Consider the following 22,114-nt stretch of genomic DNA (forward strand, 5'->3'; position numbering starts at 1 on the left):
CTTTACTTGATTAGTCCTGATTAAGGGGAATAATCATCCCGTTCCCGGTCCAATCGATCTGTCACGATTGTCCCACCCCCGACGTCCAGGACTCCCGACCATGTCCCACGATCTCAATGAAACGCTGATCTTCGTCAAAGTGGTCGAGCAGGGCAGCTTCATCGCAGCTGCCAAAGCGCTCGGCCTGCCCAAGACCACTGTCAGCCGCAAGGTGCAGGAGCTGGAGACGCGGCTGGGCGCGCGCCTGCTGCACCGGACCACGCGCCGTCTTGGCCTGACCGAGGCGGGCTCGATCTACCACGAGCACTGCCAGCGCATCGCGCGCGAGCTGGAAGAAGCCGAGAGCGCGGTCAGCCAGTTGCAGTCCGGCCCACGCGGCTGGCTGCGTTTCACTGTGCCCTACTCCATCGGCATCACCTGGATCGCGCCGTTGCTGGGCCAGTTCCATGCGCAGTACCCGGAAATCCGCCTGGACATGCACATGGGCAACGAGAAGCTCGACCTGATCGCCGGTGAAGCCGATCTGGCCCTGCGCGTCGGCGCCCTGCCCGATTCCAACCTGGTCGCACGCAAGCTCGGCAGCCTGCGCACGCAGGTGTTCGCCAGCCCAGCCTACATCGAGCGCTACGGCGAACCACTGCACCCGGAAGAGCTTCAGTTCCATCGCATCCTGGCCATGCGCAAGCCCTACCACACTGGCAATTCACCGCGCTTTACCTGGCAGCTGGGCGAGAACGGAGGGGAACTGCGTGACTTCCCGGTGACGCCGCTGATGACGGCCAACGACATGTCCGCGCTCAACGGCGCGCTGGTGTGCGGTGAAGGCCTGCTCCTGACCGGCGATGTGATGGCCAAGCCGTTCGTCGAGTCAGGCATGGTCCGTCGCGTGCTTGCCGGGTGGACAGGTCCGGAGGTGGATTTCAACGCGGTCTTTGCCGGCGGCCGCCTGGTCTCGCCGAAGGTGCGCGCATTCGTCGACTTCCTGGTGGAGAAGCTCAACTTCGACGCCAATTACATGCTGGCGCAGTGCCCTGGCGCGAAGCTGGCGCGGCAGCAGCAGGAGCAGGAAGATGCCGCGCTTGAGATCAGCGGCAAGCGGATCCTGGAGAAGGTGGCCGCGCCGGCGGCGTGAAGCGGGGCCTGCCCGGCGTCATGCGGCGCGCTGTTCCAGCAGATGCTCGATGAGTGCCCGCAGCTTCGGCTCGGCCTGGCGCCGGCTGGGGTAATACAGGAAGAACCCTGCGAACCACGGACAGTACGGCTCCAGCACGCTGACCAGTTCCCCACGCTGCAGCCACGGGCGCCATGTGTCCTCCATGCCGAAGGCCAGCCCGGCGCCCGCCAATGCCAGGCGGGTCATCGTGGCCATGTCATTGCTGGTGATCTCCGGCTGTACATCGACGCTGAACTCGCGTCCGCGCTCTTCGAATTCCCAGCGATAGGGCGCCTTGCGTGGTGCGGCGCGCCAGCCGATGCAACGGTGCCCGGGCAGCTCGCGCGGGTGCCTGGGCATGCCGTGCTGCTGCCCATACCGCGGAGTGCACACCACCACCTGCCGCTGCCGGCCGGACACCGGAATCGCCACCATGTCCTGGGCGATCACCTCGCCCAGACGCACGCCCGCGTCGAAACCCGCCTCGACGATGTCGAACTCCTCATCGGTCACCGTGATGTCCAGCTGCAGCTCCGGGTGCCGGGCGGCGAAGCTGGCCAGCAGGGGACCGGCCAGGAAATGCTCGGCAATGGAGGACACGGCCAAGCGCAGCTGGCCCTTGAGGGTGCTGCCGCGACGTAGCGTGGACTCCACGGCGCTGTCCAGTTCAGCCAGGGCGGGTCTGACCGCCGCAAGCAGCGCCTGGCCGGCATCGGTGAGGTTGACGCTGCGGGTGGTGCGCAGCACCAGAGCGACACCGAGCGACTGTTCCAACCGGGCGATGGTCTGGCTGACGGCCGACCGGGTCACGCCCAGTTGCTGGGCCGCCGCGGTGAAGCTGCTGCAGTCGGCTACCCGCTGGAACACCGCGAGGGCATTGAGATCGACGGACATTGGTTAGCGGATCTATACAAGTTAGTCAGCAGTCGCCATCTTATCGCGACGAGGCAGGCCGTCTACCGTGACTGCACCGGGCACGACCCGGCATTTCCCCCTAGCCCTTCCGGAGACCTGCCATGAGCCATTCCCGAACCATCCTGATCACCGGTGCCTCCAGCGGCATCGGCGCCGGCATCGCCCGCTCGCTGGCGCAGCCCGGCGCGCGCCTGGTGCTGGGCGCGCGCCGCCTCGAACGGTTGCAGGCACTGGCGGATGAACTGCGCCAGCACGGCGCCGACGTACGCGTGCATGCGCTGGACGTGACACAGCGCGCGCAGGTCGAAGCGTTCGCCGCTTCGGCCCTGGAGCAGTTCGGCGCCCTCGATGTGATCGTCAACAATGCCGGTGTGATGCCACTGTCGCCGATGGCATCGCTGAAGGTGGACGAATGGGACCGGATGATCGACGTCAACATCCGCGGTGTACTGCACGGGATCGCAGCCGTGTTGCCCCATATGCGCGCACGCGGCCGCGGACAGATCATCAACATCGCGTCCATCGGCGCGCTGTCGGTCGTACCGACCGCTGCGGTCTACTGCGCCACCAAGCACGCGGTACGCGCCATCTCGGAGGGCCTGCGCCAGGAGCACCGCGAGCTGCGGGTCACCTGCATCCACCCCGGCGTGGTGGAAAGCGAGCTTGCGGACAGCATCACCGACCCGGTCGCCGCCGAAATGATGGTCGGCTATCGCGCCATCGCCCTGCAGCCGGATGCGATCGGGCGCGCGGTGCGGTTCGCCATCGAGCAGCCCGACGACGTGGACGTGAACGAGATCGTGGTGCGGCCGACGGCCGCGGCATGACCCGGCCGCCGTTCCTGCGCTAGGCGCCGCGCATCTCGCCCAACGAAAATGCCGCCTGCAAGGGCGGCATTCCCGTTCCGGCTGCGCCGGACCTGCACGCACGCGCCGCGCGTTACTGCTGCAGCGGAATCACGCGGATTTCAACACGGCGGTTCTTGGCACGGCCGGCATCGGTGCTGTTGTCGGCAATCGGGTACGCCTTGCCGGCGCCCAGCGTTTCGATACGCACGCTCTGCACGCCCTGCCCGATCAGGTACTGGGCGACCGAATCGGCGCGCTCCTTGGACAGGCGGTTGTTGACCGCATCGCTGCCGATGCTGTCGGTATGGCCGACCACTTCGATCATGGTCTGGTTGTAATCACGCAGGGTGCCGGCCACGCCGTTGAGCGCGCCGTAGAACTGCGGCTTCAGTGCCGACTTGCCGAAATCGAAGGTGATGCCGTCGGGCAGGTTCAGCATGATGTTGTCGCCCTGGCGCTGCACATCGATGCCGGTGTTGGCAGTGCGCTCGCGCAGCGCGCGTTCCTGGCGATCCTGGTACTGGCCCACGGCCGCGCCACTGAGCGCGCCGATGCCTGCACCGATCAGCGCGTGCTGGCGGCGCTCGGTCGCACTGTCGCCGCTGAGCAGGCCGGCGGCCACGCCAATGGCGGTACCGATCAGCGCGTTGCGACCGGTACGGTTCTGCTGCTCGGTCGGGTTGCCGTACTGATCGCTCTGCACGTAGGAACCGCCGGTGGCGCAGGCCGACAGGACGGCCGCGCTCATCAGGGCCAGTGCGACATTGCGGGTGGTGTTGCGGATCATGATGGTCTCCTTGGTTTCCGGTCGGGCCGGCGGCTTGCGGGCCGCCCAGAGGATAAACAGCAGGACGCGATGCCGGGATGATGAACACGCCGCTCGACAGGCCCTTGTTCAGCTAGCTGTCTGGAACCCCGCGACGGCGCTTTACCCCGCTCCCGACTGGCGGTAGGCGGCGAGCGCTGCATCCCGGCCGGCGGCCAGATCCACCAGGGGGCTGCGCGGATACTCCGGCGCGTGCTCGGCCAGCCACTGCGGATGCTGCCACGGCGCGAAGCGCGCCTTCACCGGCAGCGCCGCCAGTTCCGGTACCCAGCGGGTGATGTAGCGCGCCTGAGGATCGAACTTTTCGGCCTGGGTGACCGGATTGAACACGCGGAAGTAAGGCGCTGCATCCGCACCGGTACCGGCCACCCACTGCCAGCCCATCGTGTTGTTGGCCAGGTCGGCATCGACCAGTGTGTCCCAGAACCAGCGTGCGCCATGCAGCCAGTGCGCGCGCAGGTGCTTGCACAGGTAGCTGGCGACGATCATCCGCACCCGGTTGTGCATGTAGCCGGTATGCCACAGCTCGCGCAGGCCGGCATCCACGATCGGTACGCCGGTGTTGCCGCGCTGCCAGTCATGCAGCTGGCCGGCGCTGGGCGTGGCCCACGGAAAGCGGTCGAAGCGCGGGTTGAGGTTGCCGGTGGGGGTCTCCGGAAAGTGATGCAGCAGGTGGTAGGCGAAGTCACGCCAGCCCAGTTGCCGCAGGTAGCCGTCGATGTCGGCGTCGGTACCGGCGCTGCGCAGCCTTTCCAGCGCATGGGCGATGCGCCAGGGCGCGATCTCGCCGAAGTGCAGGTGCGGTGACAGCCGCGAGGTGCCGACCCGGTCCGGCAGGTCGCGCTGCGCGCGATAGCCTCGCAGCGCGCCGTCCTCGAACACCGAAAGCGCCTCCAGCGCGCCGGCCTCTCCCGGCTGCCAGTGCTCCCAGAAGCCCTCGTCCCAGCCGAGCGCCGGTGCCAGCCCGAGCGCCTGCAGCGACTCGCCTTCGACGGCATGCGTTGCCAGTGCCGCGGGCGCCGCCTGCAGCCCGGGCAGGCGCCAGTGACTGAGCACGTTGCGCCAGTAGGGGGTGAACACCTTGTACGGCTGCCCCTGCTGGGTGGCGATATCCCACGGCTCGAACAGCAGACTGCCGTTGCAGCTCTGCGCATCGATGCCCTGCTCGCGCAGCGTGCGCTTGATGGAGGCATCACGTGGCTGGGTGGCGGGCTCGTACTTGCGGTTCCAGTACACCGCCGTGGCACCGGTCCGTGCGATCAGTGCCTGCAGCACCGGCAGGCTGTCGCCGATCTGCAGCACCAGGGAAGAACCGCGGCCACGCAGATCCGCATCCAGCGCGGCAAGCGAGCGATGACGCCAGGCGTTGGATGCCGCTCCCGGCGCCCACTCGCCTTCTTCGTGCGGCGCGTGGATGTACACCGGGACCACATCGTGCCCCGCATCCAGTGCGGCCTGCAGGGCCGGATTGTCCTGCAGCCGCAGGTCGCGACGGAACCAGACCAACGCTACCGACACGTGCACCGCCTTTGCTGTGGAAGGCGGCCATGATAGCCAGCACAGGTGAAGACCGCGCAGGGGCGCAACGCCGTCCGCAGCCGGACTACTTCCGGGCGTCGAAACGCTGCATGGCTTCGCGGATCAGCGTACGCGCCTCGGTCGCGTTGCCCCAGCCCTGCAGCTGCACCGGGTTGCGTCCGGCTGGCAGATCCTTGTACACGCGGAAGAACGCCTCGATGCGCTGCCGCTCGATCTCCGGCAGATCGGCCAGATCGCGGACGCCTGCATAGCTCGGATCAACCTTGTCGGTCGGCACGCCGATGACCTTCTCGTCATGTTCGCCGCCATCGATCATCTTCAGATAGCCGATCGGGCGGAAGCGGATGATCACGCCGGGGTGCAGGGGCTCACGGGTCAGTACCAGCGCGTCCAGCGGATCGTTGTCGCCCGCCAGCGTGCGTGGCATCGAACCATAGTTGGCCGGATAGGCCACCGGCATCGACTGGAAGCGGTCGACGTGGACCAGCCCGTCGTCCTTGATCTCATACTTGGTGAAGCTGCCAGCGGGAATTTCCACGGCCAGGTTCACCTCCTGCGGTGCCTGCTGCGGCTGGGCCACCAGGAACGGATGCAGCACCGCATCAGCGGCGGCCACCGCACCGGCCAGCAACAGCAGAGCGGCACCGATGGCAGCAAGAGGAACGATGCGTCGGGGCATGGTCATCGGCGTCTCCTTATTCCCAGCAACGGTCGGCGCGACCCTTGGCAGTCTGCGCGCGCGGGCAGTCGCGTGGCGTGATGCGGCCTTCGGTCAGCTCCGTGCGCTGCTTGCCCCCGCTGGCGTCACGGTGCAGCTCGAAGGCATCGTACAGCTGCCCGGTCACCGTGCGCGCCTCATAGCGCAGATGCTGCGGATCGATGCGCAGCACCTGGAACAGCTGGGTGTCCTCGGCCACCGGGGCCATCGTCCTTCGGGCTTCATCGGAAAGACGGTACTGCTTCGGTCCCGCCACGGTCACCACGTACTGTGGTGTGGCGGCCTGTCCTTCTCCACGGCGGCCATAGGTGTGGTCGTGCCCCTGCAGCACCAGATCTACCTGGTGACGACGCACCACCGGCAGCAGCACGTCACGCAATGCGGCGTTCTCGCGGCCTTCGCGCGGCGAGTAGAAGGGCTGGTGCAGCATTACGATGGTCCACGGCTGCGGATTGCCGGACAGCACCTTGTCCAGCCAGTGTGCCTGGGCCTGGGCGGTGCCGAGATCGAGTGCCGAGGTTCCATCAAGCACCGCCACGCGCACGCCCTGCGCATCGAACCAGTAGCTGGTCTGCTGCGCGGCAGCGGCGCCATTGCCCGGCAGTGCGAAGGTCACCGGCCAGTGCCGGCCCAGCACACGGCGTTCCTGCGGAGTGTCCTCGAACTCCTCGAAATACTCGTGATTGCCGATGGCAGGCGCCACCAGTGTTTCCTGCGCCAGCCAGCCGGTGGCGGCGAACCATTCGCCCCATTCACTGTCGTCCACACCGTCGCCGCCGCTGACCAGGTCACCCGCGAACAGGCTCAGGCGAGCGTCTGGTGCCGCCTTCTGCGCGGCCCGGACCACGCGGCTGACGTGACTGAGATTCTTGTTCTGGGTATCGCCGAAGTACAGCAGCGTCAGCGGCTGCCCGGCGGTGGCCAGCGTGCGCAGCTGGTTCCATGCACTCCAGCCTGCCCTGCCCTGCACACGGTAGATGTATGCGGTATCCGGCTGCAGGCCATCGATGTCAACGCGGTGATGGTGCGACAGGCCGTTCTCGGTCTGCAGCGCCTGCGTGGTCGCGCGCAGCGCGCGAATGCCTTCGATGGCCGGCGAATCGCCGGCACGCGCGATCTCCAGCAGTGGCGCCTGTACGCTGCCATCCGTACGCCAGGCTACGGCGAATCCGTGGCTGGGGTCGGCCGAGGGCGAGGCAACGATACGATCCGGCAGTGGCGATGCCGCATAGTGGCGGCTGCCCGCAGGCACCTGCGTGTTGGGTTCGACCGCCGCGGTGACCAGCAGAGGCAGGGCCAGCAGCAGGCTGGCGACGAACGCGCGCGTGCTGTGCCGCCTCATGCGCCACACTCCAGCGGCAGCGCCAGCTGCCTGGCAATGCTTTCCCAGTCAAAGGCGACCACGCCCTGATCGTCATGCACCGCGTACAGCGCACCGTGCGGGAACCGCGTGCTGGGCTGCTGCATCAGCCAGATGCCATCGGTGTTGGCCACGGTATTGCCCTGGAAGGCACCGACCGGCTTCAGCGTGTGCCGATCGAAAAGATGGAACACGCTGCGCTGCTTGCCCTGCTCGGTGGTGATCCACCAGCCGTCCTTGCCGCAGGTCCGCAGGGTCACTCCTTCGGCCTGCGCCTTGAACACGTCACGGCCGAAGGTGGTGCCGGTGAAGCGGCCTGCCAGCGTATAGACCTTGAACTCGCTGGCGTAGCTCTCATCCTCTTCGGCAATCAGCAGACGGTCGTTGTCCGGATCGCCCCAGATCGATTCGACCACGCGCAGCGCACCGGCCTCACTGGTGTCGCCGATGTCGGCGATGCGCTTCGCGTCGATCTTCGCGCCGTCGCGGGAAACGTGGTACTGGCGCACGCGCTTGTCCAGTTCCGCCAGCGGCGGCAGGATGTCGCGGCCCTGTGCGTCCTCGCCGTTGTCCCAAGAGTCCGTGACGTAGACGCTGTAGCCGTCCGCCCTGCGATCGACCCACAGCCCGTAGGGTTTGCGCAGATCTTCGGCAGCGAACGTCGCCAGTGGTATGAAGTCCGGCAGGGACAGGACCTGGACCCGGTGATTGTCGCGTTCCACGATCCACAGCAGGTCGTCGGTCACGGCGATGCCATTGGGGCGATCGAACTGTCCCAGGCCGGTACCGGTGGCACCGACGTCGCGCAGGTGACGGCCGGTGCTGCCGTCATACACCACCAGTTTGTCGGTGGCCTTGGCGGTGGCGATCAGCCAGATCTGCCCGTCCGGCGTCCGCCAGGTTGCGGGCGAATCGATGTTGTCGGCGGGCGTGAGTGGCGAGACGAACGCCTCGGCAACGGTGGCCACCGTGCGCGCCGGAGGCGTCGGCGACGCCGCATGTGCCGCCGGCGCGCGGTCGGCCGCTGGCGTGCAGCCCACGACCAGCGCGGATGCGATCGCTGCCACGAGCACCGGAACGTGCCGCCCCATCACAGCGCCACCTTCAGGCCCAACGCATAGGTGCGGCCATATTCTTCCATCTGCAGCGTGCGCGAGCGCGTGCCCTGGTACAGCTCCAACGGCTTGTCCAGCAGGTTCTGCGCCTCGAAGTACAGGCTGACGCGCGGGCTGAAGCGATAATCCAGCGAGAAGTCGAGCTGCGTGTTGGGTGCCACGTAGATGTCGAATGCACGGCCCTTGCCGATGCTGTCCAGATATTCGCTGCGGTACACCGCAGCCAGGCGGGTGCTCAGGCCATATTTCTCGTAGCCGACGTGCGCGCTGTACACGTGCTTGGAGGCACGCGGCAGCGTGAAGTCCTCGCCGGCACGGTCCGCGATGCCGGCATCGAATTCGGTATCCAGCCAGGTGCCGCTGGCCCCGACCAGAAGACCGTCGAAGCCTGCCGGCAGGAAGGCCAGCTGCTGCTGCCAGTTGAACTCGGCGCCGCGTACCGTGGCCTTGCGGCCATTGATCGGCTGGGTCACGTCGAAGCCGTCGTAGTCCGGATCATTGGTACGCACGGTTTCCACGATATAGCCGTCGATGGACTTGTGGAACAGGCCAAGCGAAACGATGCCGGTCCTGCCGATGTACTTCTCCACCGACAGGTCGATGTTCTTCGACTCGTACGGATCCAGCTCGGGATTGCCCAGCCGCACTTCCTCGTCGCCGCGGCTGTAGCCCACACGGGGCGAAACGTCGCCGAAGGACGGGCGCGAGACGGTCTTGTTGGCCGAGGCGCGCAGCACCCAGTCATCGGCTGCGTCGTAGCGCAGATGCAGGCCCGGCAGCACATTGGTGTAGCTGGTGTTGGCCACGCGCGGGGTGACGGTGAAGCTGCGCCCGTTGGCCGCCACCTCGACCTGGTTGCCCACCGCCTTGAAACGGGTGTTCTCCACGCGTGCGCCGCCGATGATGCGCAGCGCGCCGATATCCCAGGTCCCCATCGCATAGCTGGCGAAGATGTCTTCGCTGGCCACATAGTCCTCTTCCAGTGAGGCCAGGGCATTGGCGCCGGCATCCTGCGGCCGGGCGCTGTACTGGCTGCCATTGGCCGCCCAGTAGGCCCGCATCGCCGCCGAATCCATGCCATCGCCCAGGTTGCCATGGCGATGCTCGGGGGCCGACGTGGTCCAGCTCGACAGTGCCACCTTCGGGCCCACCCGCAGCTCACGCTCGTCGGTATTGACATCGCGGTCGCGCCAGCGGCCCAGCAGGCCGAACTTCAGGCTGCTGCTGTCGCCGTCGAAGCGTACGTTGACCTGCGCGCTGTGCTCCTTGTCGTTGACCTGCTTGGGCGAAAGCACGATGCGGTCGAAGGCGTAGTTGCCGTTGTCCAGCCACTGCGGGTTGTCTAAACTGTAGGTCGGCAGCCGGCTGCGCTGGTCCAGGGTGCCGTTGAAGTCATCACCATCCAGTGTGAACCGCGCCTCCATCTCATCGTTCACCCGCTCCTCGGTGCGGGTGTAGCCGATACGGTAATCGACCACCGCGCTGGTCAGCCGGTTCTCGCCACCGAGGCTGGCTGCGAAGGTGTTCTCTTTCTTGGTGCGGTAACGCATGCGCTTGTCGATCGCATCGCCCGGCATGTCATCCAGCCGGTACTGGTCGGTGCCGGTGCGCACCATGTCGGCATCGTCGAAATTGAAGATCACCCGCTGGCGGGTCTCGGCATCGTCGAACTGGCTGTACAACGTGCGCAGGTAGTACTTGCTGTCTTCATTCGGGCGCCAGTCCAGGTTGAGGTTGGCGCCGATGCGCTTGCGCTCGATCTCGTACTTGCGGTGCTGCAGGTTGATCGCGGTGACATCCCCCGGTGCAGCATCATCCTCGCCGTCGTACTCCACTTCGGTGTTGTCCGATTCAAACCTGCGCTTCTGGTAGTTCACGCCCAGCGCGATGCCGAACGTATCGGCGAACACTTCGCTGTAGTTGAAGGCGGCCTTCGGGCTGGTTTCGCCCGAGAGCTGCTGGTGGCTGCCCTCGATCTTGGCACGCAGGCTGCGCCCGTCGCGATCGAATGCCGAGGCCGATTCGACCAGGACCGCACCGCCGATCGCGTCGCCGGGCATGTCCGGCGTTGGCGACTTGACCACGCGCAGCCGCTCGGTGGAGTCGGAGGGAATGACATCCAGCGGTGCAGCGCGGCTGGAGTCCTCCGGCGTACCCACGGCGATTCCATCGACGCTGACGCTGTTGAGGTTGGCGTCCAGGCCCCGGATGACCACGAAACGGCCTTCGCCCTGGTCGCGGGTGACGCTGATGCCGGGTAGACGCTGCAGCGATTCGGCCACGTTCTTGTCCGGATACTGGCCAAGGGCGTCGGAAGACACGGCGTCTTCGATCGCGTCGCTGCTGCGCTTCAGATCGACCGCGCGGATCTGCGATTCGAGCTGCGCACGCACCTCGACGCGGTCCAGGTCGATCGCATCGACCGCCGCTGCCCCCGTGGCGGCGACCGTCTGCTGCGCGGCGGCCTGCAGCGGAGCGCTGGCCCCCATCGCCAGGGTCAGCGTGATGGCAACGGCCAACGGAGTCTTGATATGCACTGGGAATCCCCATTCCTGTTAAGAATGGGTCTGGACGGTATGTCCGCAAGGTTGCATGGCCATGACAGACGCCCTCGATCCGCGCCCGCTGGCTGCGCTCCGTTTGGGGTTCCGCACCCCGATCCGGCAGAATGATCGCCTCTCCCTTCCCCCCTTTCCGACCATGAAGATCGTCGAAGTGCGCCACCCGCTGGTGCAGCACAAGATCGGCCTGATGCGCAACGCCGCGCTCAGCACCAAGGATTTCCGCGAACTGGCCAACGAGCTGGGCACGCTGCTGGCCTATGAGGCCACCGCTGACCTGGACACCGAGCCGCACACCCTGCCCGGCTGGGCCGGTCCGGTGACCGTGCAGCGCATCGCTGGCGCCAAGATCACCGTGGTGCCGATCCTGCGCGCCGGCCTGGGCATGCTCAGCGGCGTACTGTCGCTGATCCCTGCCGCCCGCGTGAGTGTGGTCGGCCTGCAGCGCGATGAGGAAACCCTGCAGCCGGTGCCGTACTTCGAGCGCCTCACCGGGCGCCTGGAAGAGCGCGATGCGCTGATCCTGGACCCGATGCTGGCCACGGGCGGCACCCTGATCGCCACCATCGACATGCTCAAGCGGGCCGGTGCGCGACGCATCAAGGGCATTTTCCTGGTCGCCGCTCCGGAGGGCATCGACGCGGTCAAGGCAGCGCATCCGGATGTGGAGATCTACACGGCGGCAATCGACGCCCAGCTCAACGAAAAGGGCTACATCCTGCCGGGCCTCGGCGACGCGGGCGACCGCATCTTCGGCACCCGCGTCGGCTGACCGGTGCGACGGGGTCAGATCCCTTTCGCAGAAAGGGCTCCGACCCCGGCACTCACCCCAGCGCGCGCGCCTTCAGTTCACCCTGCTCGTGCAGGGTCACGAAACGCCCCTTGTCGTCGCGACCCAGCTGGGCCAGTGCGACCTGCGGGTCGTGGGTGAAGAACAGATGCACGTTGCGCGCCAGCTTGTCCTCCAGGAACTGCCGCTTCTCGTCGATCAGCAGTTCCGCGTTGCGGTCATATCCCATGGTGATCGGCACGTGCACCCACGAGCGCCCCGGAATCAGGTCAGCGCAGAACACCACACCGCCGCGCGCGACCTCGCCTGCATGCCCATGGCCGACGATCTCGGCCAGCATCAGCCCGGGCGTATGGCCATCGCTGTAGCTGAAACGCACGCTGCGCCCCAGCGCCCGGGAGAACTCGCCGTCGACCACTTCCAGGCGCCCACTGGCCTGCAGCAGCCCGGGCAGCTCCGGGATGAAACTGGCGCGGTCGCGCGGGTGCGGCTGAAGTGCGCGCTGCCAGTGCTGTGCACCGACCACATAGGTGGCATTGGGAAACAGCAGTTCGGGCTCGCGCCCCTCGCTCCATGCTGCCAGCAGGCCGCCGGCGTGGTCGAAGTGCAGGTGGCTGAGGACCACCACGTCGATGTCCTCGTGTTCGAAGCCCGCCTCACGCAGCGAATCGATCAGCACATGCTGGCTTTCCTGCACGCCATAGCGCTCGCGCATGCGCGGATCGAAGAACGCGCCGATGCCGGTTTCAAACAGGACCGTCTTGCCTTCCAGCGGGCTGGCCAACAGCGCGCGGCATGCCAGCTCGATACGGTTCAGCTCATCCGGTGCCGCCCATTTTTCCCACAACGCACGGGGTGCGTTGCCGAACATCGCACCGCCGTCGAGGCGCTGCGAGTTACCACGAATCGACCAGAGTTTCATGCGCCGATTATCGTCGGCAGGCCGTTAAATAATCGCTAGAACGAAACTGCAGCGCCCTGCCGTTGCGGGCAGGGCGCTGCGGCTCACCGTCGGCCGGATGGGACCCGGCGAGCCCGGCCGTTACCTGCCGGGCACCACCTGGGCGCTGCCGACCGGGTTGCGCGGATCGCTGCCGCCGAACAACCGGTTGCTCCTGCGATCCCATTCCACCGTCTGCAGATTGCCCCAGACGTGGCTGGAGCCGCGGCCACCGGCGGCGACATTCCCCGGCAGATCGATCTTGTGGCCCATCGCCTGCAGCTGCTTCACGGTGGCCGCGTCGAACGCGTTGTCTTCGGCCTCGATCAGGTCCGGCAGCCACTGGTGGTGGTAGCGTGGCAGCACGGCGACCTGCTGCGCGTCCAGGCCGGCGTCGTAACCGAGGATGCCCAGCAGCACCATGGTGATGATGCGGCTGCCGCCGGGGGTGCCCAGCACCACGACCTTGTCGGCGTTCTCCATGAAGGTCGGCGTCATCGAGCTGAGCATGCGCTTGCCCGGCTTCGGTGCGTTGGCCTCGTAGCCCATCACGCCGAACGCATTGGGCGTACCCGGCTTCAGCGCGAAATCATCCATCTCGTTGTTCAGCAGCACACCGGTGCCCTTGGGTATCAGGCCCGAGCCGTACAGCAGGTTGACGGTCTGGGTGGCGCCGACGCGGTTGCCATCACGGTCGATGATCGAGAAATGGGTGGTCTCGTCGTCCTCCAGCGGCGTCGGATTGCCCGACAGCAGGTCGCTGGGCGTGGCCTTCTCCGGATGGATGGTGGCACGCAGGCCCTGGGCATAATCCTTGCTGGTCAGCACTTTCTGCGGGATCTGCACGAAGTCCGGATCGCCCAGGAAGAACGTGCGGTCGCGGTAGGCGCGCCGCATCGATTCGACTACCAGATGGGCGCGGTGCGCCGGATCCATCTGCTTGATGTCCCAGCCTTCGAGGATCTGCAGCATACTGGCCAGGGCGATGCCACCGGACGACGGCGGCGGCGCCGTGGTGATCTTCCAGCCGTTGTAGTCGAAGACGATCGGCTCGCGCTGCTTCACCCGGTAGCCGGCCAGCTCCTCGGCGGTCCAGCGGCCACCGGCCTGCTTCACTCCGGCCAGCAGCAGCTTGCCGGTCTGGCCCTTGTAGAAGCCATCGAAGCCACCTGCCGCCAGCCGCTCCAGCGTCTGCGCCAGTTCCGGCTGCCGGAACACATCACCGGTGGCGATCGGCCTGCCGTTGCGCAGGTACACCTCGCGGGTCCCGGGGTAGCGCTCCATCACCTCGCGGCGCGAGGCATAGCCCTTGGCCATCCGCTCGTACACCGGGAAGCCGTCGCGGGCGATGCGGATGGCCGGTTGCAGCGAAACCGCCAGGGGCAGCCTGCCGTGCCGGGCCGAAAGCTCCACCAGTGCCGCAGGCAGGCCGGGGATACCCGCCGACCAGGCGCCGTTGACCGAGCGGTCGCGGTCCAGGTTGCCCTTCCCGTCGAGGAAGGCCTGCGGCGTGGCAGCAGCCGGCGCGGTCTCGCGCGCATCCAGCATCACGTCCTTGCCGGTGGCCGCATCATGCAGCAGGAAGAAGCCGCCACCGCCCAGGCCGGAACTGATCGGCTCGACCACCGCCAGCGTCGAGGACACCGCCACCGCGGCGTCGAACGCGTTGCCTCCCTGCGCAAGGATGTCGACGCCGGCCTGGGTGGCCAGCGCGTGGCCGCTGGCAATGGCAGCGCCATCGGGACGTTCGGCACGGGCCGGCGCATCGGCCCAGGCAAGCGGGCTCAGCAACAGGCCGAGCAGCAACACGGGACGGGCGAGCAGCGTCTTCATTCGGATGGGGGCTCCGCGTAGAGTTCGGGATGATCGTGCTGCAGCCGGCGCAGTTTGGCCAGCAGCTGGTCTTCCGTTTCCACGATCTCCGGGTCCGGATCGATGCATTCGACCGGGCAGACGACCACGCACTGTGGCTCGTCGAAATGGCCCACGCACTCGGTACAACGGGCGGGGTCGATCACGTAGATGGTTTCACCCATCGCAATGGCCTGGTTCGGGCAGGCCGGCTCGCAGACGTCGCAGTTGACGCAGAGCTCATTGATTTTCAGCGACATGGCGATACTCCTCGCCCGCGCCTTGGGACAAAGGACCGGCCAGCGCGGGCGCGCGGGCCGGTCAGGTCATCGGTGGCGCCCGCTACAGGCGCCACCCGGGCCACGTTGCAACGTGGCCGCCACGGCTCGGTCTTACTTGGCTTCGACGAAAATGTACTCGGCACCGGTCGGCTGCACGGCCGCCTGCACGCGGGCGTTGTCGGCCGACTGGCCGATGAAGACGACGCGCACGCCCTTCATCGAATCCGGCGACACGTCCTTGAACACGGCCTGGATCATGTCCGCCATCTTGCCCGAGGCCGACGAACCGAAGGCCAGCATGTTGCCCGGCTGCACGCCACGGGCCACGGCCTGGGTCGCGCTCTCGGTCTGGCGCTCGTACTTGGCCTGGAAGTCCGGGTCCGATTCCGGCGAGAGGTAGTACAGGAACGGGCTGTTGGAGATATTGCCCATGTTCTGGATGGCGACTTCCTGCAGGTACTTCTTCCAGCCTGCGTCGTCGTCCTTGGACGGGGCGACCAGCGCCTGCTTGGCTTCGTCGACCGGAGCGGCCTCTTCCTTCTTGCAGGCGGTGAAGGCCAGGGCCAACGAGGCGATCAGCATCGCGCGCATGGTGGTGTTCATGGTTTCCTCCCGGAATGGTGCGTGGTGTTGTACGTAAGGGGTGCGGGTACGGCGGGGCTTACGACTGGGTCGATTTCGCCTCGCGGACCCTGCGCAGGGCTTCAAGCACCGCGGCCGGCACAAAGCCGGACACGTCGCCGCCCAGGCGCGCGATCTCGCGGACCAGCGAAGACGAAATGAAGCTGTGCTGCTCGGCCGGCGTCAGGAACAGGGTCTCGACTTCCGGGATCAGGTGGCGGTTCATGCTCGCCATCTGGAACTCGTATTCAAAGTCCGACACCGCGCGCAGGCCGCGCAGCAGGACCCCGCCCTGGACGGAGCGTACGAAATGGGCCAGCAGGGTATCGAACCCGCAGACCTCGACGTTGCCATGGTGGCCCAGGGCATCCCGGGCCAGCTGCACGCGCAGTTCCAGCGGCAGGGTCGGCCCCTTGGACGGGCTCTGCGCCACGCCGACCACGACCTTTTCAAACAGCGGCGCGGCCCGGTTCACCAGGTCGATATGACCGTTGGTGATCGGATCGAACGTGCCGGGGTAGACGGCAATGCGGCGGTTGGCCACGGTCATGGGCGGTTGCAGATGTTCAGATGAAGTCAAAGTGTAGCAGCGGCGCGGCGGTACAGGGCAAAGCGCACCTCACGGGTGCCGCCCTCGCGGTGCAGCAGCCAGTCCGGCGGCAGCACCGGGACGTGACCGGCCGGCGACTCCAGGTAGAGCCAGGCGTCGGCTGCCAGATGCCGCGGCAGCTGGGCCAGCACGTCCTGCCAGAGGCCATCGGCGAACGGCGGGTCGATGAACACCAGATCCGCCTGTTGCGCGGGAGCGCCCTGCAACCAGCGCAGGGCATCGGCCTGGACCACGGTGATCTGCGCGCTGGCCTGCAGCTTGGCGACGGCGGCCGACAGATTGCGGCCGAGCTGGGCATCGCGCTCGACCAGGGTGGCGTGAGCGGCGCCGCGCGAGACGGCTTCCAGGCCCAGCGCGCCGCTGCCGGCAAACAGGTCCAGCACGCGGGCCCCGGCCAGTCGGGGCATCAGCCAGTTGAACAGGGTCTCGCGCACACGGTCACTGCTGGGCCGCAGGCCCGGCAGATTCGGCACCGGCAGGCGGGTATTGCGCCAGCGCCCGCCGATGATGCGAACCTGGCCGTCATTGCCTCCACGGCCGCTCATCGGCGCCACCTGCGGGGGGTGTTCGAGAATTTCAGCATGAGCGGGATTGTAGTTCGGCCGGGCGGCGCCCGGCACCCGCAGAAGCCAGAGCAACGGCTGGAGCAACGGCTGGAGCAACGGCAAAGGCTGGTTTCCTGGGGGTTGGCGGGGTGGGTCAGGTTGTGGGGGACGCCGTGAACCCATCCCTGGGGGCTTGGCCGCGGCATCCATGCCGCGGACACCCCCACAACCTGACCCACCCCGCCTTCGACCGTTTCCTGCGATCTGTCGGAACGGCTCTTGGGGTCAGATCCGTTTTCCTGTGGAAAACGGATCTGACCCTGGCTTGGATCTCGAGATCTGAGAGATTTCATCCACGCACGGCGTGGATCTACTGGCCACCGGCCAACTGTCGAAGGCGGGGCACTGTGGGTTCGCGGGGTGTGAGCCGCATGGATGCGGCGACCAAGCCTCCATGGACGGATTCACGGCGCCCCCGCGAACCCACAGTGCCCCGCCATCCCACGGAGTGCCCGCTCTTGCTTTGGCTCTGGCCTCTGCGGGTGCAGGGCGCCGCCCTGCCCGACCAACCCCCTTGATTTCGGGACAATCATCCCTACCCCTTGGCGAGGCCGCACGCGCTGGCGCGGCATTGCACACGGAGCCCTATCGATGACCGAGACGACCCAGACCGAAACCCTTGGCTTCCAGACCGAAGTCAAGCAGCTGCTGCAGTTGATGATCCACTCGCTGTACTCCAACAAGGAGATCTTCCTGCGCGAGCTGGTGTCCAATGCCGCCGACGCGGCCGACAAGCTGCGCTTCGAGGCGCTGACCCAGCCGTCCCTGCTGGAAGACGACAGCGACCTGCGCGTGCGCGTCAGTTTCGACCCGGCCGCCCACACCATCACCATCGAGGACAACGGCATCGGCATGAGCCGCGCCGAGGCCATCGCCCACCTCGGCACCATTGCCAAGTCCGGCACCGGCGACTTCCTGCGCCAGCTGTCCGGCGACCAGAAGAAGGACTCGCAGCTGATCGGCCAGTTCGGTGTCGGCTTCTACAGCGCGTTCATCGTCGCCGACAAAGTCGAAGTCACCTCGCGGCGGGCCGGCCTGGCCAGCAGCGAAGGCGTGCGCTGGACCTCGCGCGGCGAAGGCGACTTCGATGTCGCGACCCTCGACAAGCCCGAGCGCGGCACCCGCATCGTGCTGCACCTGAAGGACGGCGAACACGACTTTGCCGATGGCTGGCGCCTGCGCAGCATCCTCAAGAAGTACTCCGACCACATCGGCCTGCCGATCCAGATGCCGAAGGAAGGGGGTGAAGAGGGCGCGGCGGTCGAATGGGAAACCGTCAACCGTGCCAGCGCGCTGTGGACCCGTCCGCGCACCGAGATCAGCGACGCCGAGTACAGCGAGTTCTACAAGCACGTGGCACACGACCACAGCGATCCGCTGGCGTGGAGCCACAACAAGGTCGAAGGCAAGCTGGAGTACACCTCGCTGCTGTACGTGCCGGGCCGTGCACCATTCGATCTGTATCACCGCGATGCGCCCAAGGGCCTGAAGCTGTATGTCCAGCGCGTGTTCGTGATGGACCAGGCCGAGCAGTTCCTGCCGCTGTACCTGCGCTTCATCAAGGGCGTGGTCGATTCCAACGACCTGTCGCTGAACGTCTCGCGCGAGATCCTGCAGTCCGGCCCGGTCATCGATTCGATGAAGGCCGCGCTGACCAAGCGCTCGCTGGACATGCTGGAGAAGCTGGCAACCGACAAGCCCGAGCAGTACGCCACGTTCTGGAAGGAGTTCGGCCAGGTGCTGAAGGAAGGACCGGCCGAGGACTACAACAACCGCGAGAAGGTGGCCGGCCTGCTGCGCTTCGCCTCCACCCGTGGCGAGGGCGATGCCCAGACCGTCTCGCTGGCCGACTACATCGGTCGCATGGCCGAAGGCCAGGACAAGATCTACTACCTGACCGGCGAGAGCTACAGCCAGGTCCGCAACAGCCCGCACCTGGAAGTGTTCCGCAAGAAGGGCGTGGAAGTGCTGCTGCTGACCGACCGCATCGACGAATGGCTGATGGGTTACCTGACCGACTTCGACGGCAAGGGCTTTGTCGACATCGCCCGTGGCGACCTCGACCTCGGCGCGCTGGAGACCGAGTCGGACAAGCAGGAACAGGAAGCGGCGGCCAAGGACAAGCAGGCCCTGATCGAGCGGCTGAAGGCGGTGCTTGGCGACGACGTGGCCGAAGTCCGCGTGTCGCACCGGCTGACCGATTCGCCAGCGGTGCTGGCCATCGGCGAACAGGATCTGGGGCTGCAGATGCGCCAGATCCTGGAAGCCAGCGGCCAGAAGGTGCCTGACAGCAAGCCGGTGCTGGAGATCAATCCGGGGCACCCGTTGATCGCCAAGCTCGATGGCGAGGCCGATGGTGATCGTTTCGATGATCTCGGCCGCGTGCTGTTCGACCAGGCCGCGCTCGCGGCCGGCGACAGCCTGAAGGACCCGGGCGCCTACGTTGCGCGCCTGAACAAGCTGCTGCTGGAACTGTCGGCCTGACACGCTGGGTGGTCGCCAGGCATGGCCCGGCGCTGGCTGTCATCTGCCAGGCCGGGCTGCTCAGGCCCGGCGATCCAGCAGCGACCCCAGCATCTGGTCCTGGCGGCGGACCAGCGAAGCGTTGGCGGCGAAGGCCACCACTTCCGCGTTTGCCGCCAGCAGATCAGCCAGCGGCGCGGCGGGATCGGCGCCGGCAGCGGTCACCCGGGTCTGCACCCCACCCTGTTCCACCGCCGCGCGCTGCACCTGCAGGCGCGGCGCATCGGCTGTCGCCAGGTTGGCCACGTTGTGCGCGGCCACCTGCACGCCTTGTGCTGCGGCCCGCATGCCGCTCCAGGCCGTTGCCATCACGTTGTCCATGGCGGTCTCCGGGCCGCCCGGTGCAGCCCTCCGAAGCCATTAGCGGCTGCCCGGCCGCGACCTTGAGTCCACATCGGGCAGACGGGCCCGGGTGGTAGCATATCCCTCTGATTTCAGCGCCTTTTGCCAATGCTCAGTTTTTTCCGCCGCAAGAAGCCCCAGGACGCCGCCACACCGGACGCGCCCAAGACCCAGCACTACTCGGCTGAAGAGCTGGCGGCGGCATTCCCGTCGGCCGCGCCCGTCGAGGACACCACGGTTGTAGCCGACGCCCCGCCAGCCGTGGCTCCGGCTGAGGCGGTGCCCGTCCCGGCGCCGCCCGCCGCTGCCCCGGCGTCCCCGCCGGCGCCGGCAGCGACCGAACGCGTCCTGGCACCGGAAGACTTCGAGGCCGAGGCACGTGCCGCCGCAGCCGTGCTCGCCCCGCTGGCTCCGGTGATCCCCGCACAGCAGCCCTCCGCACCGGCCGCCGACCTGCCGGTGCTGGTGGATGCCGCCCCGGCCCCCGCCGGCAAGTCCGGCTGGCGCGAACGCCTGCGCAACAGCGTCATCGCGCGCAGCTTTGGCGGCCTGTTCTCGCGCAATCCCAAGCTCGACGATGACCTGCTGGACGAACTGGAAACCGCGCTGATCACCGCCGATGTCGGCGTCGGTGCGACCACCGAGCTGGTCGAAGGCCTGCGCAGACGCATGAAGGCACGTGAGTTCGCCGATGCCAACGCACTGCTGGGCGCACTGCGTGCCGACCTGATCGCGATCCTGCAGCCGGTCGCCAGGCCACTGGTGATCGATCGCAACGCCAGGCCCTTCGTGGTGCTGACCGTTGGCGTCAACGGTGTCGGCAAGACCACCACCATCGGCAAGCTGGCCAAGCGCTTCAAGGACGACGGGCACAGCCTGATGCTGGCCGCCGGCGATACCTTCCGTGCCGCTGCCGTGGCCCAGCTGCAGGCCTGGGGCGAGCGCAACGGCGTGGCCGTGGTGGCCCAGGGCCAGAACGCCGACGCCGCCTCGGTGGCCTACGACGCGCTGCAGGCCGGCAAGGCGCGCGGCACGTCGGTGCTGATTGCCGATACCGCCGGCCGCCTGCATACCCAGTCCGGCCTGATGAACGAGCTGGGCAAGATCCGTCGTGTGCTCGGCAAGATCGATCCCGCTGCGCCGCACGAGGTGCTGATGGTGATCGACGGCACCACCGGCCAGAACGCGCTGTCGCAGCTGCGCCAGTTCAACGCCGCGGTGAACGTGACCGGCCTGGTGGTGACCAAGCTGGACGGCACCGCAAAGGGCGGCGTGGTGTTCGCACTGGCCCGCGAGTTCGGCATTCCGATCCGTTTCGCCGGCATCGGTGAACGCCCTGAAGATCTGCGTGAATTCGATCCGGAAGCCTTCGTCGACGCGCTGCTGCCCGAAGCGCTTGGCAGTGCCTGAGGCCACCGTCGTGCCCGCGGGCGACCCGTTCGTCGCCCGCCTGCTGCACTGGTTCGACGACCACGGCCGCCACGACCTGCCCTGGCAGCATCCGCGCAGCCCCTATCGGGTCTGGTTGTCGGAGATCATGCTGCAGCAGACCCAGGTGGCCACGGTCATCCCCTACTTCCAGCGGTTCCTGCAGCATTTCCCGACCCTGCCCGCGCTGGCCGCGGCCAGCAACGATGCAGTGATGGCGCAGTGGGCCGGGCTGGGCTACTACGCCCGTGCGCGCAACCTGCATGCGGCGGCCCAGCGCTGCGTGGAACTGCATGACGGCGAACTGCCGCGTGATTTCGACGCGCTGCATGCGCTGCCCGGCATCGGCCGCAGCACCGCAGGCGCGATCCTCAGCCAGGCCTGGAACGACCGGTTTCCGATCCTCGACGGCAACGTCAAGCGCGTGCTCAGCCGGTATCACGGCATCGAAGGCTTCCCCGGCCTGCCAGCCATCGAAAAGCAGTTGTGGGCCATCGCCGAAGCGCACGCGGCCCAGGTGCCGGATGGCCGGATGGCCGACTACACGCAGGCGCAGATGGACCTCGGTGCCACCGTGTGCAGCCGCGCCAGGCCCGCCTGCGTGATCTGCCCGCAGCAGCAGGACTGCGTGGCGCGCCGCGAAGGCCGGACCGCCGAGCTGCCCACGCCGAAGCCCGGCAAGGCCCTGCCCGAACGCGAAGCCGTGGCCCTGCTGCTGCGCGATGCCCAGCAGCGCGTGCTGCTGCAGAAGCGACCGGAGACCGGCATCTGGGCGCAACTGTGGACCCTGCCGCAGGCCGACGCCGGTGAAGCGCTGCAGGACTGGTTCGATGCACACGTGGACGGCTCGCTGGAAGATGCCGACGAGCTGCCGGTGCTGCAGCACACCTTCAGCCACTACAGGCTGCACCTGCAGATCCTGTCGCGACAGGTACGCGGCCTGCGCGTGGAAGAATCCTCGCTGCGCTGGGTCACCGCCGACGAACTGCCGACGCTGGGCTTGCCGGCTCCCATCCGCAAGCTGCTCGATGGCACTGCGATCAAACCGCCACGACGCAGATCCAAGAAACCCCGCAACCACGAGTGAG

The 22,114-nt window shown here is 67.3% G+C and carries 20 protein-coding genes; 6 read left to right on the top strand and 14 right to left on the bottom strand.

Going from position 1 to position 22,114, the window contains the following annotated elements:
• The first annotated feature begins 100 nt into the window (after positions 1-100).
• Positions 101-1,132: a LysR family transcriptional regulator gene (locus IMX13_RS00065; RefSeq protein WP_065174970.1), complete on the top strand. Its 1,032-nt coding sequence runs from the start codon at positions 101-103 to the stop codon at positions 1,130-1,132.
• Positions 1,133-1,150: 18 nt separating this feature from the next.
• Here the strand turns inward: IMX13_RS00065 and IMX13_RS00070 are convergent, their stop codons facing one another.
• A complete protein-coding gene (locus IMX13_RS00070; protein ID WP_193395513.1) occupies positions 1,151-2,047 on the bottom strand; it encodes a LysR family transcriptional regulator in 897 nt (298 codons plus the stop codon).
• A 122-nt stretch (positions 2,048-2,169) separates the two neighbouring features.
• Between IMX13_RS00070 and IMX13_RS00075 the strand changes: the two genes are divergently transcribed.
• A complete protein-coding gene (locus IMX13_RS00075; protein ID WP_111185460.1) occupies positions 2,170-2,895 on the top strand; it encodes an SDR family oxidoreductase in 726 nt (241 codons plus the stop codon).
• Between the two features lie 112 nt (positions 2,896-3,007).
• On the opposite strand, the gene IMX13_RS00080 is transcribed toward IMX13_RS00075, so the two are convergent.
• From IMX13_RS00080 to IMX13_RS00105, 6 genes are all read right to left on the bottom strand, one after another.
• A complete protein-coding gene (locus IMX13_RS00080; RefSeq protein ID WP_053517326.1) occupies positions 3,008-3,703 on the bottom strand; it encodes an OmpA family protein in 696 nt (231 codons plus the stop codon).
• Between the two features lie 141 nt (positions 3,704-3,844).
• Positions 3,845-5,260: a deoxyribodipyrimidine photo-lyase gene (locus IMX13_RS00085; RefSeq protein WP_193395514.1), complete on the bottom strand. Its 1,416-nt coding sequence runs from the start codon at positions 5,258-5,260 to the stop codon at positions 3,845-3,847.
• An 85-nt stretch (positions 5,261-5,345) separates the two neighbouring features.
• Positions 5,346-5,966 carry an inorganic diphosphatase gene (locus IMX13_RS00090; RefSeq protein ID WP_193395515.1) on the bottom strand — a complete coding sequence of 207 codons (621 nt, stop codon included), beginning with the start codon at positions 5,964-5,966 and terminating at the stop codon, positions 5,346-5,348.
• A gap of 10 nt (positions 5,967-5,976) precedes the next feature.
• Positions 5,977-7,341, bottom strand: coding sequence for a metallophosphoesterase family protein (locus IMX13_RS00095; RefSeq protein WP_053517322.1), 1,365 nt, complete (start codon positions 7,339-7,341; stop codon positions 5,977-5,979).
• A complete protein-coding gene (locus tag IMX13_RS00100) occupies positions 7,338-8,450 on the bottom strand; it encodes a phytase (RefSeq protein ID WP_193395516.1) in 1,113 nt (370 codons plus the stop codon). Before IMX13_RS00100 ends, IMX13_RS00095 begins: the two co-directional genes overlap by 4 nt.
• Entirely contained in the window at positions 8,450-11,011 is a 2,562-nt protein-coding gene (locus IMX13_RS00105) for a TonB-dependent receptor (protein WP_193395517.1), read from the bottom strand. Before IMX13_RS00105 ends, IMX13_RS00100 begins: the two co-directional genes overlap by 1 nt.
• 163 nt (positions 11,012-11,174) lie before the next feature.
• On the opposite strand from IMX13_RS00105, the gene upp reads away from it, so the two are divergent.
• Complete coding sequence (upp, locus tag IMX13_RS00110) at positions 11,175-11,807, top strand: uracil phosphoribosyltransferase (RefSeq protein ID WP_053517320.1); 633 nt, start codon at positions 11,175-11,177, stop codon at positions 11,805-11,807.
• Between the two features lie 52 nt (positions 11,808-11,859).
• Here upp and IMX13_RS00115 read toward each other — a convergent pair whose 3' ends face one another.
• From IMX13_RS00115 to rsmD, 6 genes are all read right to left on the bottom strand, one after another.
• Positions 11,860-12,747: an MBL fold metallo-hydrolase gene (locus tag IMX13_RS00115; RefSeq protein ID WP_074901296.1), complete on the bottom strand. Its 888-nt coding sequence runs from the start codon at positions 12,745-12,747 to the stop codon at positions 11,860-11,862.
• A 120-nt stretch (positions 12,748-12,867) separates the two neighbouring features.
• Positions 12,868-14,598: a gamma-glutamyltransferase gene (gene ggt, locus IMX13_RS00120; protein WP_193395518.1), complete on the bottom strand. Its 1,731-nt coding sequence runs from the start codon at positions 14,596-14,598 to the stop codon at positions 12,868-12,870.
• Entirely contained in the window at positions 14,595-14,876 is a 282-nt protein-coding gene (locus IMX13_RS00125) for a YfhL family 4Fe-4S dicluster ferredoxin (RefSeq protein ID WP_053517316.1), read from the bottom strand. Before IMX13_RS00125 ends, ggt begins: the two co-directional genes overlap by 4 nt.
• Positions 14,877-15,008: 132 nt before the next feature.
• Entirely contained in the window at positions 15,009-15,500 is a 492-nt protein-coding gene (locus IMX13_RS00130; RefSeq protein WP_053517314.1) for a hypothetical protein, read from the bottom strand.
• A 58-nt stretch (positions 15,501-15,558) separates the two neighbouring features.
• Positions 15,559-16,068, bottom strand: a complete 510-nt coding sequence (coaD, locus tag IMX13_RS00135) for a pantetheine-phosphate adenylyltransferase (protein WP_053517312.1) — start codon at positions 16,066-16,068, stop codon at positions 15,559-15,561.
• Positions 16,069-16,094: 26 nt separating this feature from the next.
• Positions 16,095-16,673 (bottom strand): 16S rRNA (guanine(966)-N(2))-methyltransferase RsmD, encoded by a 579-nt coding sequence (rsmD, locus tag IMX13_RS00140; RefSeq protein WP_053517311.1) that lies wholly within the window; start codon positions 16,671-16,673, stop codon positions 16,095-16,097.
• Positions 16,674-17,324: 651 nt separating this feature from the next.
• On the opposite strand from rsmD, the gene htpG reads away from it, so the two are divergent.
• Complete coding sequence (gene htpG, locus IMX13_RS00145) at positions 17,325-19,217, top strand: molecular chaperone HtpG (RefSeq protein ID WP_193395519.1); 1,893 nt, start codon at positions 17,325-17,327, stop codon at positions 19,215-19,217.
• Between the two features lie 60 nt (positions 19,218-19,277).
• On the opposite strand, the gene IMX13_RS00150 is transcribed toward htpG, so the two are convergent.
• Positions 19,278-19,577, bottom strand: coding sequence for a hypothetical protein (locus tag IMX13_RS00150; protein WP_193395520.1), 300 nt, complete (start codon positions 19,575-19,577; stop codon positions 19,278-19,280).
• A 129-nt stretch (positions 19,578-19,706) separates the two neighbouring features.
• Here IMX13_RS00150 and ftsY point away from each other — a divergent pair, with 129 nt between their 5' ends.
• Entirely contained in the window at positions 19,707-21,008 is a 1,302-nt protein-coding gene (gene ftsY, locus IMX13_RS00155) for a signal recognition particle-docking protein FtsY (RefSeq protein WP_065181286.1), read from the top strand.
• Entirely contained in the window at positions 21,001-22,113 is a 1,113-nt protein-coding gene (mutY, locus tag IMX13_RS00160) for an A/G-specific adenine glycosylase (protein WP_319637152.1), read from the top strand. Before ftsY ends, mutY begins: the two co-directional genes overlap by 8 nt.
• The last annotated feature ends 1 nt before the right edge of the window (position 22,114 follow it).

The organism is Stenotrophomonas sp. B2 (assembly GCF_014947095.1).
In the GTDB taxonomy this organism is placed as follows: domain Bacteria; phylum Pseudomonadota; class Gammaproteobacteria; order Xanthomonadales; family Xanthomonadaceae; genus Stenotrophomonas; species Stenotrophomonas maltophilia_P.